The sequence below is a fragment of the Rhodanobacter soli genome, assembly GCF_040548735.1.
GTDB classification, from domain to species: domain Bacteria; phylum Pseudomonadota; class Gammaproteobacteria; order Xanthomonadales; family Rhodanobacteraceae; genus Rhodanobacter; species Rhodanobacter soli_A.
In genome coordinates, this window is record NZ_JBEPSD010000001.1 from 604904 (window position 1) to 619305 (window position 14402).

The 14402-nt window shown below is 66.7% G+C and carries 16 protein-coding genes; 3 read left to right on the forward strand and 13 right to left on the reverse strand.

Annotation, left to right across the window (positions count from 1 at the left end):
* Positions 1 to 110: 110 nt before the first annotated feature.
* From ABIE04_RS02790 to ABIE04_RS02820, 7 genes are all read right to left on the reverse strand, one after another.
* Positions 111 to 1427 (reverse strand): acetylglutamate kinase, encoded by a 1317-nt coding sequence (locus tag ABIE04_RS02790; protein ID WP_354547055.1) that lies wholly within the window; start codon positions 1425 to 1427, stop codon positions 111 to 113.
* Between the two features lie 15 nt (positions 1428 to 1442).
* Positions 1443 to 2675 (reverse strand): acetylornithine deacetylase, encoded by a 1233-nt coding sequence (locus ABIE04_RS02795; RefSeq protein WP_354547056.1) that lies wholly within the window; start codon positions 2673 to 2675, stop codon positions 1443 to 1445.
* Positions 2672 to 3865 (reverse strand): argininosuccinate synthase, encoded by a 1194-nt coding sequence (locus tag ABIE04_RS02800; RefSeq protein WP_354547057.1) that lies wholly within the window; start codon positions 3863 to 3865, stop codon positions 2672 to 2674. Before ABIE04_RS02800 ends, ABIE04_RS02795 begins: the two co-directional genes overlap by 4 nt.
* 29 nt (positions 3866 to 3894) lie before the next feature.
* Positions 3895 to 4368: an OsmC family protein gene (locus tag ABIE04_RS02805; RefSeq protein WP_354547058.1), complete on the reverse strand. Its 474-nt coding sequence runs from the start codon at positions 4366 to 4368 to the stop codon at positions 3895 to 3897.
* Positions 4365 to 4988, reverse strand: a complete 624-nt coding sequence (locus ABIE04_RS02810) for an FMN-binding negative transcriptional regulator (RefSeq protein ID WP_354547059.1) — start codon at positions 4986 to 4988, stop codon at positions 4365 to 4367. The genes ABIE04_RS02805 and ABIE04_RS02810 overlap by 4 nt, the downstream gene beginning before the upstream one ends.
* Positions 4989 to 4995: 7 nt before the next feature.
* Positions 4996 to 6003: an N-acetylornithine carbamoyltransferase gene (locus tag ABIE04_RS02815; RefSeq protein ID WP_354547060.1), complete on the reverse strand. Its 1008-nt coding sequence runs from the start codon at positions 6001 to 6003 to the stop codon at positions 4996 to 4998.
* A gap of 306 nt (positions 6004 to 6309) precedes the next feature.
* A complete protein-coding gene (locus ABIE04_RS02820; protein WP_354547061.1) occupies positions 6310 to 6837 on the reverse strand; it encodes a glycine zipper 2TM domain-containing protein in 528 nt (175 codons plus the stop codon).
* A gap of 189 nt (positions 6838 to 7026) precedes the next feature.
* Between ABIE04_RS02820 and cysS the strand changes: the two genes are divergently transcribed.
* Both cysS and ABIE04_RS02830 read left to right on the forward strand, forming a co-directional pair.
* Positions 7027 to 8397 (forward strand): cysteine--tRNA ligase, encoded by a 1371-nt coding sequence (gene cysS, locus ABIE04_RS02825; protein ID WP_354547062.1) that lies wholly within the window; start codon positions 7027 to 7029, stop codon positions 8395 to 8397.
* A 52-nt stretch (positions 8398 to 8449) separates the two neighbouring features.
* A complete protein-coding gene (locus tag ABIE04_RS02830; RefSeq protein ID WP_354547063.1) occupies positions 8450 to 8890 on the forward strand; it encodes a SufE family protein in 441 nt (146 codons plus the stop codon).
* Between the two features lie 141 nt (positions 8891 to 9031).
* Here the strand turns inward: ABIE04_RS02830 and dksA are convergent, their stop codons facing one another.
* Positions 9032 to 10225, reverse strand: coding sequence for an RNA polymerase-binding protein DksA (gene dksA, locus ABIE04_RS02835; protein ID WP_354547064.1), 1194 nt, complete (start codon positions 10223 to 10225; stop codon positions 9032 to 9034).
* A 145-nt stretch (positions 10226 to 10370) separates the two neighbouring features.
* On the opposite strand from dksA, the gene yidD reads away from it, so the two are divergent.
* On the forward strand, positions 10371 to 10613 hold the full coding sequence (gene yidD, locus ABIE04_RS02840; protein ID WP_354547065.1) for a membrane protein insertion efficiency factor YidD: 243 nt from the start codon (positions 10371 to 10373) through the stop codon (positions 10611 to 10613).
* A gap of 140 nt (positions 10614 to 10753) precedes the next feature.
* Here yidD and folE2 read toward each other — a convergent pair whose 3' ends face one another.
* From folE2 to ABIE04_RS02865, 5 genes are all read right to left on the reverse strand, one after another.
* Entirely contained in the window at positions 10754 to 11701 is a 948-nt protein-coding gene (gene folE2 / locus ABIE04_RS02845) for a GTP cyclohydrolase FolE2 (protein WP_354547066.1), read from the reverse strand.
* 109 nt (positions 11702 to 11810) lie between these two features.
* On the reverse strand, positions 11811 to 12665 hold the full coding sequence (locus ABIE04_RS02850) for a phytoene synthase (protein WP_354547067.1): 855 nt from the start codon (positions 12663 to 12665) through the stop codon (positions 11811 to 11813).
* Positions 12662 to 13342 carry a phosphoglycolate phosphatase gene (gene gph, locus ABIE04_RS02855; protein WP_354547068.1) on the reverse strand — a complete coding sequence of 227 codons (681 nt, stop codon included), beginning with the start codon at positions 13340 to 13342 and terminating at the stop codon, positions 12662 to 12664. Before gph ends, ABIE04_RS02850 begins: the two co-directional genes overlap by 4 nt.
* Positions 13339 to 14043 carry a bifunctional 2-polyprenyl-6-hydroxyphenol methylase/3-demethylubiquinol 3-O-methyltransferase UbiG gene (gene ubiG, locus ABIE04_RS02860; RefSeq protein WP_354547069.1) on the reverse strand — a complete coding sequence of 235 codons (705 nt, stop codon included), beginning with the start codon at positions 14041 to 14043 and terminating at the stop codon, positions 13339 to 13341. The genes gph and ubiG overlap by 4 nt, the downstream gene beginning before the upstream one ends.
* A 93-nt stretch (positions 14044 to 14136) precedes the next feature.
* Positions 14137 to 14391 carry a YciI family protein gene (locus ABIE04_RS02865; RefSeq protein ID WP_354547070.1) on the reverse strand — a complete coding sequence of 85 codons (255 nt, stop codon included), beginning with the start codon at positions 14389 to 14391 and terminating at the stop codon, positions 14137 to 14139.
* Positions 14392 to 14402: the final 11 nt, after the last annotated feature.

Here is a 14402-nt window from a genome sequence, read left to right on the forward strand (position 1 = left end):
CCCCCTGCCTGCAGGGGGAGGTTGGGAGGGGGTAAGTTTTTTGATCTTCAAGATCAAGAGCACCCCACCCCAGCCCTCCCCTGCAAGCAGGGGAGGGAGCTCGTCTTGCTTCAATCCACCAGTGTCGGCTGGCGTTGCGCGCAATGCGCCACGCAGCGGGAAATCGTGTCGAAGTCGTCGATGCCGTACCAGAACACCTTCCAGCGCGGCTGCTTGATGCAGCCGTCCGATTCGGCGTAGTAGAAAGGGTTGACCGGGTTGCCGTGGCGCGAGCGCCAGAACAGCCGCGGATTTTCCTCGCGCATCACCTGCCACACCGCGCGGCCCAGGCCTTCGCCCTGCGCGTCGTCGAGTACGGCAAACTTGTCCAGGTACGGCAGGCCGTCTTCGATGGTGAGAATCATCGCCGCGCGGTAGTTCTCGCTGACGTAGATGCGCATCGGCCGGGTGCGCTCGAAGTAGTCCGGCACCAGAGTGCGGCCGAAGCTGGACTCGATCAGCTCGCGCATGCGTGCGCGGTCCACGCCATCCCAGGAGTCGAAACGCAGCACCTTCTCGCCGCGCCGTACCAGGGTGCCGGAACCCTTGTGGGTGAACAGCTCCTTGGCCAGCTCGGCCGGCCGGGTGATCGACACCGACGAGGTCAGCGGCAGGTCGGCCAGCAGGTCGGCGATCTGCTCGATCTTCAGGCGCATGCCGCCGTTGATCCACGGCTGCGCCATCAGGTGCTCGAACTCGGTGCTGAGGTTGATCGAGTCGATCACCTTGCCGTCGCCGTCGAGCAGGCCGCCGGTGCCGGTGAGGAACACGATCTTGTACGGCTGCAGCACGCGCACCAGTTCGTTGGCGGCGACGTCGGCGTTGACGTTGAGGATCTGCCCCTCGTCGGTTTCGCCCAGGCTGGCGATCACCGGGATCGAATTGGCGCGCAGGCTGGCCTCGATCGGCGCCAGGTTGATGTTCTCCACCTTGCCGACCAAACCGTAGGTGTCCCGGTCGAGGTAACTGGCCATGAACACGCCCGACGGCACTGCGGTGGCGCGGGTGTCCATCGACTGCAGCGCTTCCACCAGCTTCAGGTTCTGCTGCATGAACACACGCCGCACGATGCCCAGCGCCTTCGGCGAGGTCACGCGCAGGCCGCCTACGGTCTGCTTCTCGATGCCGGCGGCAGCCAGCTCCTCGTCCAGCTGCGGGCCGGCGCCGTGCAGCACGATCGGGGTCAGCCCCACCTGCTGCAGGAAGGTCAGCGACGATGCGAGGTCGGCCAGCTCGTCGCGCAGCACCGCGCCGCCGACCTTCACCACGGCGAAGCGCTTGGCGTCCAGTTCGGAGAAGCGCTTGAGGTACTGCTGGATTTCCTTCGCGCTGCCCATGCTCGAAAGCAGGCGCACGATGGTCTTTCTGGTGTGCTTATGCGTTTCCATGTTCATTCCTTGCGTTCATCCGTGAAGGCGAGAGTCAAGAACCGGCCGTCCCTGGCCGGACTTCCCGATGATCCGACATACCGTTTGCGCATAGCGCTCGAGCTGCTCCAGCGCGACCCACTCGTCGGCGCTGTGTGCCTGGGCGATGTCGCCGGGGCCGTAGACGAAGGCGGTGTAACCGGCGGCGGAGAACAGCGCGGCCTCGGTCCAGAAGTCCACTGCGTTGCCGACCGGAATGCCCAGTTCGTCGGCAAGGTCGCGCGCGACCAGCCGGTTCGCCTCGGCGTTCGCCGTGTCGCCGGCCGGCAGCGAGGCGCCGCGGAAGGTCTCCGTGAACTCTACCGGCGCCGGCTCGACCAGCGTGCTGAACTGCATCAGCAAGCGGTCCGGATCCATCGTGGGCAGCGGTCGCATGCCGAAGCGAACCTCGGCACTCGGTGCGATCATGTTCGCCTTGATGCCGCCCTCGATGCGGCCGATGTTGAAGCGCAGGCCGGTCAGCCCGCCGAAGCGCTCGTGCGACTGCGCCGCGACGAAGTCCAGCGCCGCGTTACCCCAGCGCACCGACTGGTGCAGCGCGCTGTCGCTGGGCTTCTGCTCCCCCGAGGCATGCCCGGCGTGGCCGGCGAAGCGCATCAGCACCGACTGGATGCCGCGATGCGCCAGCACCGCCTCGCCCTTCGTGGGTTCGGCCACGATGACGGCTTGGTAGCCCCTCTCCCCTCGGGAGAGGGGTTGGGGTGAGGGTACGGCCGAAGCGGGAAATCCGGCTCCGACCGTACCCTCACCCCGGCCCTCTCCCGCGGGGAGAGGGGGAAAAGCCTGCAGGAAGCCCGCGATGCAGCGCGCATCGTTCGCCTCCTCATCGGTGGAGAACAGCAAGGCCAGATCGCCGTCGCTGGCATTCGCCGCCGCCAGCAACGCCGCCGCCGCACCCTTGATGTCGCACGCACCCAGACCGATTGCGCGATCGGCCGTGACCCGCAGCGTGTGCGGATCGGCCGTCCACGCCGGCGAGTCCGGCACGGTGTCCAGGTGCACGTTGAACAGGACCTTCGGTTGGCCGCGCACCGCGTGCAGGGCCACCGCGCCGGCACCGAAATCGGTCACCGTCACCGCGAAGCCGGGCAGTTGCGCGCGCAGGTAGTCGAAGATGCCACCGGTATCGATCGTGCGCGGCGGATTGCGCGTGTCGAAGCCGACCAGCGCCGCCAGATGTTTCAACGTGGCATCGAGCAGCGCACTCATCCGCGATTGACCTCGGCCCACAACGTGCTGCTCATGCCGAACAGCTTGATGAAACCCTCGGCCTCTTCCACGCCCCAGTCGGCCGACTGCGCATAGGTGGCGCCCTTGGCGTTGAGGATGTGCTTCGACTCCACCGCCACCGCACCGACGCTGCCGCCGTTCGTCTCCAGCGTCACCGTGCCATTGACAGTGGACTGGCTGGACGCCAGGAAGGCTTCCAGGTCGGTCTTCAGCGGGTCGTGGAAGAAGCCCTCGTAGACCAGCTCCACCCACTTGCGCGCCACTTCCGGCTTGAAGCGATTCTGCTGCTTGCTGAGCACGGCCTCTTCCAGCGCGCGGTGCGCGGCGAGCAGCGCGGTCAGGCCCGGCGCCTCGAAAATGATGCGGCCCTTCAGGCCGATCGTGGTGTCGCCGGTGTAGAGGCCGCGGCCCACGCCGTACTGCGCGAACAGGCTGTTGAGCTTGGCCAGCATGGTGTGCCCGGCGATCTTCTCGCCGTCCAGCGTCACCGCTTCGCCGCCCGCGAAGCCGATCTTCACCTGCAGCGGTTTGGACGGCCATTCGGCACGCGGCTTGCACCAGCCCACCGCGCCTGCGCCAGGCGCCTGCCACTTGTCGATCTCGCCGCCGGACATGGTCAGCCCGAGCAGGTTCTCGTTGATGGTGTAGGCCTGCTGCTTGGCGCGCACGCCGAAGCCGCGGTCTTCCAGGTACTTCTGCTCGTAGGCGCGCGTCTGCGTGTGTTCCTTCTGGATCTCGCGGATCGGCGCCACGATCTCGTAGTCGCCCAGCGCCTTGACCGCCAGGTCGAAGCGCACCTGGTCGTTGCCCATGCCGGTGCAGCCATGCGCGATCGCTTTCGTGCCCAGTTCGGCGGCGCGCTTCAGCGCGGCCTCGACGATCAGGTAGCGGTCGGACACCAGCAGCGGGTACTGCCCCTGGTAGCCTTCGCCGGCCCACACGAACGGCTTGACGAAGCCCGCCCAGATCGCCGGACCGCCGTCGACCGTGACATGGCTGGCCACGCCCAGTTCCTTCGCGCGGTTCTCGATGAAGGCGCGCTCTTCGGCGTCGACACCGCCGGTATCGGCAAACACGGTGTGCACGGCCCAGCCGCGCTCCTGCAGATAGGGCACGCAGAAGCTGGTGTCGAGGCCGCCGGAAAAGGCGAGGACGATGTCTTTGCTCATGGCTTGCAGATCCTGAAAAGAAGAGAGGGTCAGGCGGATTCGACGACGATGCGCGGCTCGCAGCGCACCGGGAAATTCACGGAATTGGCGATGAAGCAGGCGTGGTGCGCCGCCTCGTGCGCGGCTTTGGCCTTGGCCGGGTCGCTCGCGGCGCTGATCGTTACCGTGGGGCGCAACACCACGTCGACGAAGCGCCCACCATCGCCTTCGGTGGCCATCGTGCCTTCGGCGGCATCGGCATAGGCCGTCACCACCACGCCGGCCACGGTGGCCATGTGCAGATAGGACAGCATGTGGCAGGTCGACAAGGCAGTGACCAGCATGTCCTCGGGGTTGTGCTTCGTAGCATCGCCGCGGAACGTGGGGTCGGAGGAACCGGCGATCGCCGGCTTGCCGTCGATGCGGATGAGGTGGTCGCGGCTGTAGTTGCGGTAGCCATCCGTACCGCTGCCGAGGTTGCCGGTCCATTCCACGTCGACGCGATAGTGGTGCTGATGGTTCACGGTTTCGGTTCCTCTTGTTGAGTCATCAACGCAGCCAGTTCTACGTCGCCATCGCCGTCGCGCTCGCGCAACCCGGCGACTACGCCGGCGCGGTTGCGCGCGGGATGGTTCTGGCTCAGCTTGAACTTGCCCTCGATGCGATCGACCGCGACTTCGAGGCCGACGATCGCGCGCAGCGACTTCTCGATGTGGTCTTCCGGCGCATCGCTGATCTTCCACGGCTGCGGCTGACCCGCTTCATGGTGATCGGTCAAGGTTTCCAGCAGACGACGCAGCCACGCCGCGTCATCGATCACGCGCAACCGGCCGTGCACGTGCACCACCGCGTAGTTCCAGGTCGGCACCTCGCGCCCGGTCTCGTGCTTGCTGGGGTACCAGTTCGGGCTGATGTAGCCATCCGGCCCCTGGAACACCAGCAGCACCTCGGCGCCATCCAGTTGCGCCAGCTCGTTGCCGCGGGCGACATGGCCGTGCAGCACCTCGCCGACCAATTCGAACGGCAGGTGATTGGCCGTCAACCCATCGGCCGCGCGGGTCACCAGCGTGGCGAACGGGTACGCGCGGATCAGCCCGTGCAGGGCCTCGACGCGGGTTTCCACAAAATGCTTCGGCGTATACATACCCTGCTCAACCCTGGCCGATCAGCGACGCCATCACCGCCTTCTGCACGTGCAGGCGGTTCTCGGCCTCGTCGATGGCGATGCACGCGGGCGAATCCATCACCGCGTCGGTGGCCTTGATGTTCCGGCGCAACGGCAGGCAGTGGCTGAAGAGTCCGTTATGGGTCAACGCCATCTTGGCCTCGTCCACGATGAAGTGTTTGTGCGCCTCGCGGATCGGCTTCTCCTGCTCCCACTTGCCGAAGAACGGCAACGCGCCCCAGCTCTTGGCGTAGACCACGTCGGCGCCGGCGTAGGCCTCCTCGATGTCGTGGCTGACCTTCAACGAGCCGCCGTTCTGTTCGGCGTTCAGACGGCCAAATGCCATGTAGCGCTCGTCCAGCACGTAATCGGGCGTGGGGCACAGCAAGGTCACGTCCATGCCCAGCTTCGTCGCGATCAGCAGCGCGGAGTTCGCCACCGCGGTGTTCAGCGGCTTCGGGTGATAGGTCCAGGTCAGCACGTACTTCTTGTTCTGCAGATCGCCCAGATGCTCCTTCAGCGCCAGCGCGTGGGCCAGTTCCTGGCAGGGATGGGTGATCGTCTCCATGTTGATCACCGGCACCGTGGCGTACTGCGCGAACGCCTTGATCACGGTGTCCTGCCGGTCCACCGCCCAGTCCTGGAATTTCGGGAATGCGCGCACCGCGATCAGGTCGACGTAACGCGACAGCACCCGCGCCACCTCGGCGATGTGCTCCTCGGTATCGCCGTCCATCACGCTGCCCACCTCGAACTCGATCGGCCACGCGTCCTTGCCCGGCGCCAGCACGATGGCGTGGCCACCCAGTTGGAACGCACCCAGCTCGAAGCTGGTGCGGGTGCGCATCGAAGGGTTGAAGAACAGCAGCGCGATGGATTTGCCGGCCAGCTGCTGGCCGCGCGGCGAACGCTTGAACGCGGCGGCTTGCTCCAGCAGCGCGTCGATCTCGGCGCGGCTGTAATCCTGGGTGGTGATGAAATGCCGTAGAGCCATGATCTACTCCCAATCCAAAACACAAAAAACCCGGCGCAATGGCCGGGTTTTGTCGTCGATACACATGAAACGCGTGCGACTGCCTACCCGGCCGAATATCCATCCAGCGGTCGGCGCGCACGCGACGTCATGCCAGCAGCCGCGCGGGCGCTGGTCAGTACGGTGGCGGTATAGACGGCTGTGGACATGCGGATACCAAGTGACGAGTGCGCATGATGGCGGCAATTTCGCTGCCGTGCAACAAAAAAATCGGATCCCGGAAAAAGATCGCCGCCAACGGGTGGCGGCGACGGTCATGCGGGCGAATCAGTCGGCGGGATCGACCCGCACGCGTACGCGCAGGCGCTCGCCCGGATCGTAGTTCAGGCGCGACGTGTAGACCTCGCCGCGATAGCGGTATTCCACGTCGTAGCCGATGATCCGGCGCTGCTCGCTGATCGAGCTGACCTCGCGACACTGGGTCTGGGTGGTTTCGTACTCGCCACCGCGACCGGCCGCCCGGTTGCCCACCGCGCCGCCTGCCACGGCGCCGACGACGGTCGCCGCCTTGCGCCCGTCGCCCTTGCCCACGGTGTTGCCCAGCACGCCGCCGATCACGGCGCCCAGCACCGTGCCGGCCGTGCTGTTGCCACCCTCGCGGCGCACCACCGGCTGCTCGTAGCACTCCTGCCGCGGCACTTCGGTGCGGGTGACACCTTGCACCGGGTCCGCGCGCAGCACGTCGGCCCAGCCGTAGTGGGCATTGTCATCGGCATTGGCGTAGCGCGCATCCTGCGCATGGACGCCGGTAGCCATCACGGCAAGTACCAGTGCGGAAAGCCACAACTTGGTCATCACGACCTCCCAATCTCGGAACCACAGGCGCGTTTGCACGCGTACTGGCAGCATTCCAGCAAATTCACGCTGAATACACGCTTAGAACCGCTTCCGGCGGGGCTTGCGCGACTCGGCTACTTACACCTTGTTAAGATGCCGGGCTGGCCGCGCCCCGCCCTGCGTGGCCCCACGTTGCGGATTCCACCGATGCCGATATCGCTCTACAACAGCCTGACCCGCCGCACCGAGCCATTCACCCCGCTCGATCCCGAGCGCGTGACGATGTACCTGTGCGGCCCCACCGTCTACAACTACGTGCATATCGGCAATGCGCGCGGACCGGTGGTGTTCGACGTGCTGGTGCGCCTGCTGCGCCGGCATTACCCGCAGGTGCTGTACGCCCGCAACATCACCGACGTCGACGACAAGATCAACACCGCCGCGCAGCAGCAGGGCGTGCCCATCGGTACGATCACCGACCGCTTCGCGCAGGCGTATCGCGAGGACATGGCCGGACTCGGCGTGGCGCCGCCGGACGTCGAACCGCACGCCACCACCCACATCGGCCCGATCATCGCGATGATCGAGAGCCTGCTGGACAGCGGCCATGCCTATGCCGCCGAAGGCCACGTGCTGTTCGACGTCGGCTCGTTCCCGGCCTACGGCGAGCTGTCCGGCCGCGATCCCGAGGAACTGATCGCCGGCGCCCGCGTCGAGGTGGCCCCGTACAAGCGCCACGCCGGCGATTTCGTGCTGTGGAAACCCTCCACGCCCGATCTGCCCGGCTGGGACAGCCCGTGGGGCCTTGGCCGCCCGGGCTGGCACATCGAATGCTCGGCGATGAGCGCGGCGCACCTGGGCGACACCATCGACATCCACGCCGGCGGCGTCGACCTGCTGTTCCCGCATCACGAGAACGAAATCGCCCAGTCCACCTGCGCGCACGGCGGCAAGGTGTTCGCGCGCTGGTGGGTGCACAACGGCATGCTCACCTTCGACGGCCGCAAGATGTCCAAGTCGCTGGGCAACGTGCTGCTGGTGCACGAGTTGCTGCAACTGCACCCGCCGGAGGCATTGCGCCTGCGCCTGCTGAGCGGCCACTACCGGCAGCCGCTGGACTGGTCCGAGGCGGCCATCGCCCAGGCGACCAGCACGCTGGATGGCTGGTATCGCGTGCTGCGCGACTTGGCCGGGGTCAAACTGCCGGCCGGCGAACTGCCGGTGCCGGAACGCATCGAGGCGGCCCTGTGCGACGACCTCAACACGCCGCAGGCGCTGGCCGAGCTGTCCGTGCTGGCCGATGCGGCGCGCCAGTCCGGCAGCGCGGGGGCGAAAGCCGCCCTGCTCGGCGGCGGCGCCCTGCTCGGCCTGCTGCAGCAGGATGCGGAAGCCTGGTTCAGGCGCGGCGAGAGCACGGTCGACGCGGCGCACATCGAGGATCTGCTGCAACAGCGCCAGGCGGCCCGCGCCGCCCGCGATTTCGCGCGTGCCGACGCGATCCGCGACGAGCTGGCGGCCATGAACATCGCGATCGAGGACAGTGCCCAGGGCACGCGCTGGAGTGTGGCGAAGGGCTGAGCGACGCCTGCGTACATTCGTGAATTCAGCTTGTTCGCGCGATAATGTCCGCATGAACGCCATTGCCGCCACCAGCGCCGAGCAGGCCCAGCAGGAGATCGCCGAGGAATTCGCCTTCTTCGGCGACTGGACCGAGCGCTACCAGTACCTGATCGATCTCGGCAAGCAGCTGCCTGCCTTCCCCGAGGCGTGGAAGACGGAGGAGCATCGCGTGCACGGTTGCCAGTCGATGGTGTGGCTGGTGCCCAGCGGCAATGCGTCGAAGATGCACTTCGAGGCGGTCAGCGATTCGGCGATCGTGTCCGGCCTGATCGCCCTGGTGTTGCGCGTCTATTCCGATCGTCCGGCCGCGGAGATCGTCGCCACCGAGCCCACCTTCATCGGCACGATCGGCCTGGCCAAGCATCTCTCGCCCACGCGCTCGAACGGGCTGGCGGCGATGCTGGCGAAGCTGAAGGGTTACGCGGCGCAGGCAACGAAGAACGAGGAGTGAGTGGAGAGGAGTGAGCAGTGAGAGAAGGCAACGGCATGTTGCGGTCCGGCTTTCCTCTCACTGCTCACTCCTCTTCCCTCACTCCTGAAAAAAAGCCCCGCATCGAGCGGGGCTTTTTTTCGTGACGCGGGCAGCGGAGGCTTAATCCCCCATCTGCTTCTGCAGGTGCTCGCGGCGTTCCTGCGCATCCAGCGACAGCGTCGCAATCGGACGCGCATCGAGGCGGTCGATGCCGATCTCCTCGTCGGTCTCCTCGCAGAAGCCGTAGCTGCCTTCCTCGATCCGGCGCAGCGCCTTGTCGATCTTCGAGATCAGCTTGCGGTAACGGTCGCGGGTACGAAGCTCCAGCGAGTTTTCGGTCTCGCGGGTGGCACGCTCGGCTTCGTCACCGACGTCACGCACTTCCTCGCGCAGGTTGTCCATGGTCTGGCGCGATTCTTCCACCAGCTGATCGCGCCAGTCGCGCAGCTTGTTGCGGAAGTAGGCCAGATGCATGGGGTTCATGTATTCCTCGTTCGGCGAGGGGTGATAACCCTTGGGCAACGTGATGTTGCTGGTGGAAGGTAACGCGTACCGCCCGTCTTCGCGGGTGATGCCGTTATCGAGTTTTTTTGAAGCAAGTCTATTCATTGAGGACGACGAGTTTTTCTGATTTTTGTGGGAAGAGGCATGATGCGCGGCGGCTGGGGCTGCACGCGGTGTCACCATGGCGGTTGCACTCGCCACCTTGCCCTTGAACAGGGTGCTGGCGGGTGCCGGGGATACGCTTTTGACAACCGCTGCCGCCGGTGCCGGCTTGGCGACGGGTTTCGCGGTCGGCTTGGTGGCCGGCTTGGCCGCCGGTTTCGCGGCATGCTTGGCCACGGGTTTGGCCGGCGGCGATTTCCTGGCGACTACCTTGTTCACCGGTTTCGCTGCCGGTTTCCGGGCTGCGGCAGCCTTGGGCTTGGTGTTCTTGGCGACGACCTTCTTGACGGCGGCCTTTTTCGGCGCCGGCTTTTTCGCAACGGCCTTCTTGACCGCCACTTTCTTCACGGCCGCCTTCTTCGCGACAGGCTTCTTCGCCGGGCTGGCCTTCTTCGCTGGCGATTTGGCGGCGACTTTCTTGACCGCAGGCTTGGCGACCGGTTTCCTGGTAGCGGCCGGCTTGGCCGCGACTTTCTTCGCCACAGTCTTGCTGGCCGCGCTACGACCGGTCTTTGCAGGTGCCTTGCTGGCGCTCTTCACGGTCCGCGCCTTGCCTCCAGCTGTCTTCGACTTGCCGGCCTTGACGTCAGCCGAAGTCTTGCCCTTCTGCGCCTTGGCAGCGGTCGAATTACGCGTTGTTTTCGCCATATCCCTTCACCGTTTTTGGCCTTGGCGGCCGGGTGTTATAGCCCAAGTGTCCTACACCAGCAAGCTTGCTTCTGGAATACTTGTACCACTACCTGTCGCAAGCCGCTCCGGCACCGTGAATGTCCTTACCCGATTGATACTGTGGATGCTGCGTTTGTACAAGCGCTGGCTCAGTCCCCTGCTTGGCCCGCGTTGCCGCTTCCACCCCACTTGCTCCGATTATGCACGGATTGCGATCACCCGCTTCGGTCCGTGGCGCGGCAGCCTGCTGACCGGTTGGCGGCTGCTACGCTGCCAGCCATTGTGCACGGGTGGCCACGATCCGGTGCCCGAGCACTTCCATTTTTCCCGCTGCCGCTCCCGGGGAGATTCCCCTGACGTCCACTGACTGTCCGGGAATGCCGAACTCGTCGACGCAAGGTCCTCGCCTCCACGCCAACTTCGCGTGAAGCACGACGGCATCGAGGCGATCGCCGGCTTCCGACAGACGGCAGTGGCGGACGATGTCCGCACCCTACGAAGCGGGCGTCACGGCGTGGAACCGTAACCGCCTTCCACGCCCTTGCTCGCGTACGCCACTGCATCATGCGGATGCAGGCTTTCCTGGTGCTCGACGCGGATGTGGAAGTCGCTCAGTGCGGCGTCGGTGTCGAGCGCCTTCTGGATGCGCCGGGCGGCATCCTCGCAGAACATCAGGTTGCCGCCGTTGGCCAGCGCGAAGGCCTGTTCGTCCTCGCGCTTCACCGCGGTCTGCACCGGCGTGCCGAGCGCGTGCTCGACGCGATCGATCAGGTCGATCAGGTGGAAGCCCGCACCGGTCGCCGTGCGGATGCGCAGGCGCGCCACGCTGCGCTGGGCGTGCGGGGTAGCGACGATGCCACGCTCGCTGCCGAGCCAGGCCAGCACCGCGGCGTGGTCGAGCGGCCCGGTAGCGTCGAAGTCGCTGGCGAACTGGTCCTGGATCAACTGGCGCGACAGCGCGGCCGAGGCCGGGCAGGTCGAGGAGTAGACCACCTCGGTGCCGAACTCGAGCAGGAACTCGTCGCCGGTGAGGCTGGCCTCGATGCATACCGGGTACGCACGCCAGCCGCTGTTGGCGCTTTTCAGGGCCGGGCGGCGCACCAGGTGCTCGAACTGGATGCTGAGGCAGGCGCGGTCGGACAGGTCCTTGTGCGAGTCGAGGAAACCGCGCAGCAGCGCGTGCAGCATGTCGGCACTCAGCGTCTGCGTGCTCAGCGCCTGCTCGACCTGCAGGTACAGCCGCGACATGTGGATGCCGCGCTTGTCCGGCCGGTTCAGGTTGACGAAGGCGCCGACCCGGGCACTGGCGCGCTGCACCTGGCCGTCGCCGGCATCGAACAGCACCGGCACCTGGATGTCGGCCATGCCGACCCAGTCCAGCGCGCCGGCAAGATGCGGTTGCGCATGCACGGCGACATCGGGCAGCAGGCGGGCGGTATTTTCCTGGTTCGGCATGGTGGGGGTCCTGACATCGGCGAACAGGTCGCCGCGAAGCAAGCAATCTTGGGGCAAGCAGGCCGCCGCGCAATAGTGGTGTGACGGAAACACTGCGTCTTGGGTCGTTTTACGCCACGTACCGGCGCCACGCACGCGCGGCCTGCCACGCCTGCAGCGAGGTCGCCAGCCCGGTGCGCGACTGGCCGGCCTGCAATACCGCCAGCGCATCGCCGGCCCGCGCCGCGCGTTGCGCCAGCTTGTTCGCGTGGCGCGATTCCAGCGCGCGAAACACGCTGAGCGGCCCGGCCAGCGTGGCCGACTCCGCCCAGCTGGCCAGCAGGTCGTCCAGTTGCGCCTTGACCGCCTGCTGCCGCGCCGCGCCGTGGCTGCGCAATTGCACGCGGCTCAGGCCATGCCGCGCCAGCCGCGCCATCGGCAGCGGCAGGCGGTCGCGTTCGGCATCCTGCTCCAGCCGCAGCAGCGCATACAGCAGGTGATTCAGCACGGCGACCCGCGACGCCCGCACCGGTGACGCCTCGGCGCCATACCACCAGGCGGTTTCCAGCGCGGCCAGCGCGCCATGCAGCGGCATCGCCGCCTCGATCTGGGCGGCGAAATCCGCGGCGGTGCCCTGTTCCAACTGCGCCATGGCCGCCAGCACCGGGGCCAGCCACAGGTTGCTGGCGATGGCATGCGCGCGTTCGTCGTCGAACAATACCTGGGTCAGCGGGTGGCGGCCGCCGCTGGCCGGCGCACCGGCCAGTTCCTCGGCCCACCAGTTGAGCTTGGCCGCCGCCACCTGCGGTTCGCGGATGCCGTAGGCGGCGCCGAGCAATTCCTGCTCCAGCGCGGCCAGCGCGACGTGGCCGGGATAGCGCCGGCCATCGACGAACACCAGTGCGACGCGCTGCTGCGGTTGCACTGCCAGCCACTTGTCGATGAAGCCTTGCAGCGCGGCGTTTTGTTCGATCAGCTCGATCATGCCGTGACCGGCTGCAGCTGCAGCAGTTCGGCCAGTTCGGCCGGATGATCCAGTACCTTGTCGGCGCCCCACGTCTGCGGATCGCCGCCATCGAGATAGCCCCAACTCACCGCCACCGTGTACAGGCCGGCGGCGGCGCCGGCCTGTACGTCGCGGCGGTCGTCGCCGACGAACAGGCTTTGCGCGGGCGCCACGCCGGCGCGTTCGCAGGCCAGCAGCACCGGTGCCGGATCGGGTTTCTTCACCGCCAGCGTATCGCCGGAAACCACCGCGCTGGCGCGCTGCGCCCAACCGATGCGGGCGACCAGTTCGTCGGTGAGGAAGCCTGCCTTGTTGGTGACGATGCCCCAACGCAGACCATGCGCTTCGATCCGCGCCAGCAGCTCGTCGACGCCATCGAACGCGCGCGTCTGCTGTGCCATCACGTCCTGGTACAGCTGCAGGTAGCGCGGCACCAGCGCTTCCAGCGCAGCTTCGCCGCGATCGGCAAACGCGCAGCGCAACACGGCACGCGCGCCGCGCGAAACTACCTCGCGCACCGGCGCGTACGGCGGCGGCGGCACGCCCTGTTCCGCGCACTGCGCCAGCAAGGCGGCGTACAGATCGGGAGCGCTGTCAAGCAAGGTGCCGTCCAGGTCGAACAGCACGCCCTGGATGTTTTCGGGCAAGGGCTTCATGCCGGCTTGCGTGCGCTGAGCACGTAATTGACCGCGGTGATCCGGCTCAGCCAGGCCTTGCGGTTGAGCGGGTTGTAGGCGAGCCCCGAGACGTCCTCCAGCTCCAGCCCGGCGTGGCGCAGCAGGCGGCTCAGCTCGGACGGCTTCAGGAACTGCGCATAGTGATGGGTGCCGCGCGGCAGCATGCGCATCACGTATTCAGCGCCCACGATCGCCGCGCCGAACGCGGCCGGCGTGCGGTTGATGGTGGACATGAACAGCCGCGCACCCGGCTTCAGCATCGCGGCCAGGTCGTTCACCAGCGCCTCCGGGTCGGGCACGTGCTCGATCAGCTCCATGCAGCACACCGCGTCGAAACTTTCCGGCTCGGCGGCGGCCAACGCGGCCGAGGACTGCACGCGATAGTCGACGCTGAGCCCGGATTCATGCAGGTGCAGCTTCGCGACATCGATCACCTTGCCGCCCAGGTCGATGCCGGTAACCTTCGCCCCGGCGCGCGCCAGCGTCTCGCTGAGCACGCCGCCGCCGCAGCCGACGTCGGCGACCTTCGCCCCGCGCAGGTCGGTGCGCGCGGCGATATAGGCGGCGCGCACCGGGTTGAGGTCGTGCAGCGGGCGCGATTCGCCATCGGGATCCCACCAGCGCGCCGCCAGGCTGTCGAAACGGGCGATTTCCTCGGGGCTGACGTTGGCGGCGATCATGTTCGAGTCCATGGTGAGTACATGAGTTTATTGAAAAGTGCGGCCATGGATGGCCGCTTCTTGATCTTTGCGTTCATGGAGGAACACAAAAAGTTAAGACGCTTGCCACTCGTATACCGTGATATCCCAGCCGCCGCTGACGTGGGCCGGGTCGTTTTGCACGATCGCGGTCGCCTCGGCGAGGTCGGCCGCGCGCAGCAGGTAGGCGCCGCCGGACTTGTCGCTGAAGCCGCCGGACAATTCCACCCGGCCTTCTTCACGCAAGCCGTCCAGGAACGCCAGGTGCAGCGGCACTACCGCCGGGTCGAGGTGCGGCCGGCGGATCAGCAGGATCAGGTAACGGTTCATCGAAGACTCCG

Excerpts from the sequence above, each read along its gene's own strand:
- ABIE04_RS02820 (WP_354547061.1), bottom strand. The coding sequence starts at position 6,837 with ATGACCAAGTTGTGGCTTTCCGCACTGGTACTTGCCGTGATGGCTACC.
- ABIE04_RS02795 (WP_354547056.1), bottom strand. The coding sequence starts at position 2,675 with ATGAGTGCGCTGCTCGATGCCACGTTGAAACATCTGGCGGCGCTGGTC.
- dksA (WP_354547064.1), bottom strand. The coding sequence starts at position 10,225 with ATGGCGAAAACAACGCGTAATTCGACCGCTGCCAAGGCGCAGAAGGGC.
- gph (WP_354547068.1), bottom strand. The coding sequence starts at position 13,342 with ATGAAGCCCTTGCCCGAAAACATCCAGGGCGTGCTGTTCGACCTGGAC.
- ABIE04_RS02865 (WP_354547070.1), bottom strand. The coding sequence starts at position 14,391 with ATGAACCGTTACCTGATCCTGCTGATCCGCCGGCCGCACCTCGACCCG.
- ABIE04_RS02800 (WP_354547057.1), bottom strand. The coding sequence starts at position 3,865 with ATGAGCAAAGACATCGTCCTCGCCTTTTCCGGCGGCCTCGACACCAGC.
- cysS (WP_354547062.1), top strand. The coding sequence starts at position 7,027 with ATGCCGATATCGCTCTACAACAGCCTGACCCGCCGCACCGAGCCATTC.
- ABIE04_RS02810 (WP_354547059.1), bottom strand. The coding sequence starts at position 4,988 with ATGTATACGCCGAAGCATTTTGTGGAAACCCGCGTCGAGGCCCTGCAC.
- ABIE04_RS02815 (WP_354547060.1), bottom strand. The coding sequence starts at position 6,003 with ATGGCTCTACGGCATTTCATCACCACCCAGGATTACAGCCGCGCCGAG.
- ubiG (WP_354547069.1), bottom strand. The coding sequence starts at position 14,043 with ATGATCGCCGCCAACGTCAGCCCCGAGGAAATCGCCCGTTTCGACAGC.
- ABIE04_RS02790 (WP_354547055.1), bottom strand. The coding sequence starts at position 1,427 with ATGGAAACGCATAAGCACACCAGAAAGACCATCGTGCGCCTGCTTTCG.
- folE2 (WP_354547066.1), bottom strand. The coding sequence starts at position 11,701 with ATGCCGAACCAGGAAAATACCGCCCGCCTGCTGCCCGATGTCGCCGTG.
- ABIE04_RS02830 (WP_354547063.1), top strand. The coding sequence starts at position 8,450 with ATGAACGCCATTGCCGCCACCAGCGCCGAGCAGGCCCAGCAGGAGATC.
- ABIE04_RS02850 (WP_354547067.1), bottom strand. The coding sequence starts at position 12,665 with ATGATCGAGCTGATCGAACAAAACGCCGCGCTGCAAGGCTTCATCGAC.
- yidD (WP_354547065.1), top strand. The coding sequence starts at position 10,371 with ATGCTGCGTTTGTACAAGCGCTGGCTCAGTCCCCTGCTTGGCCCGCGT.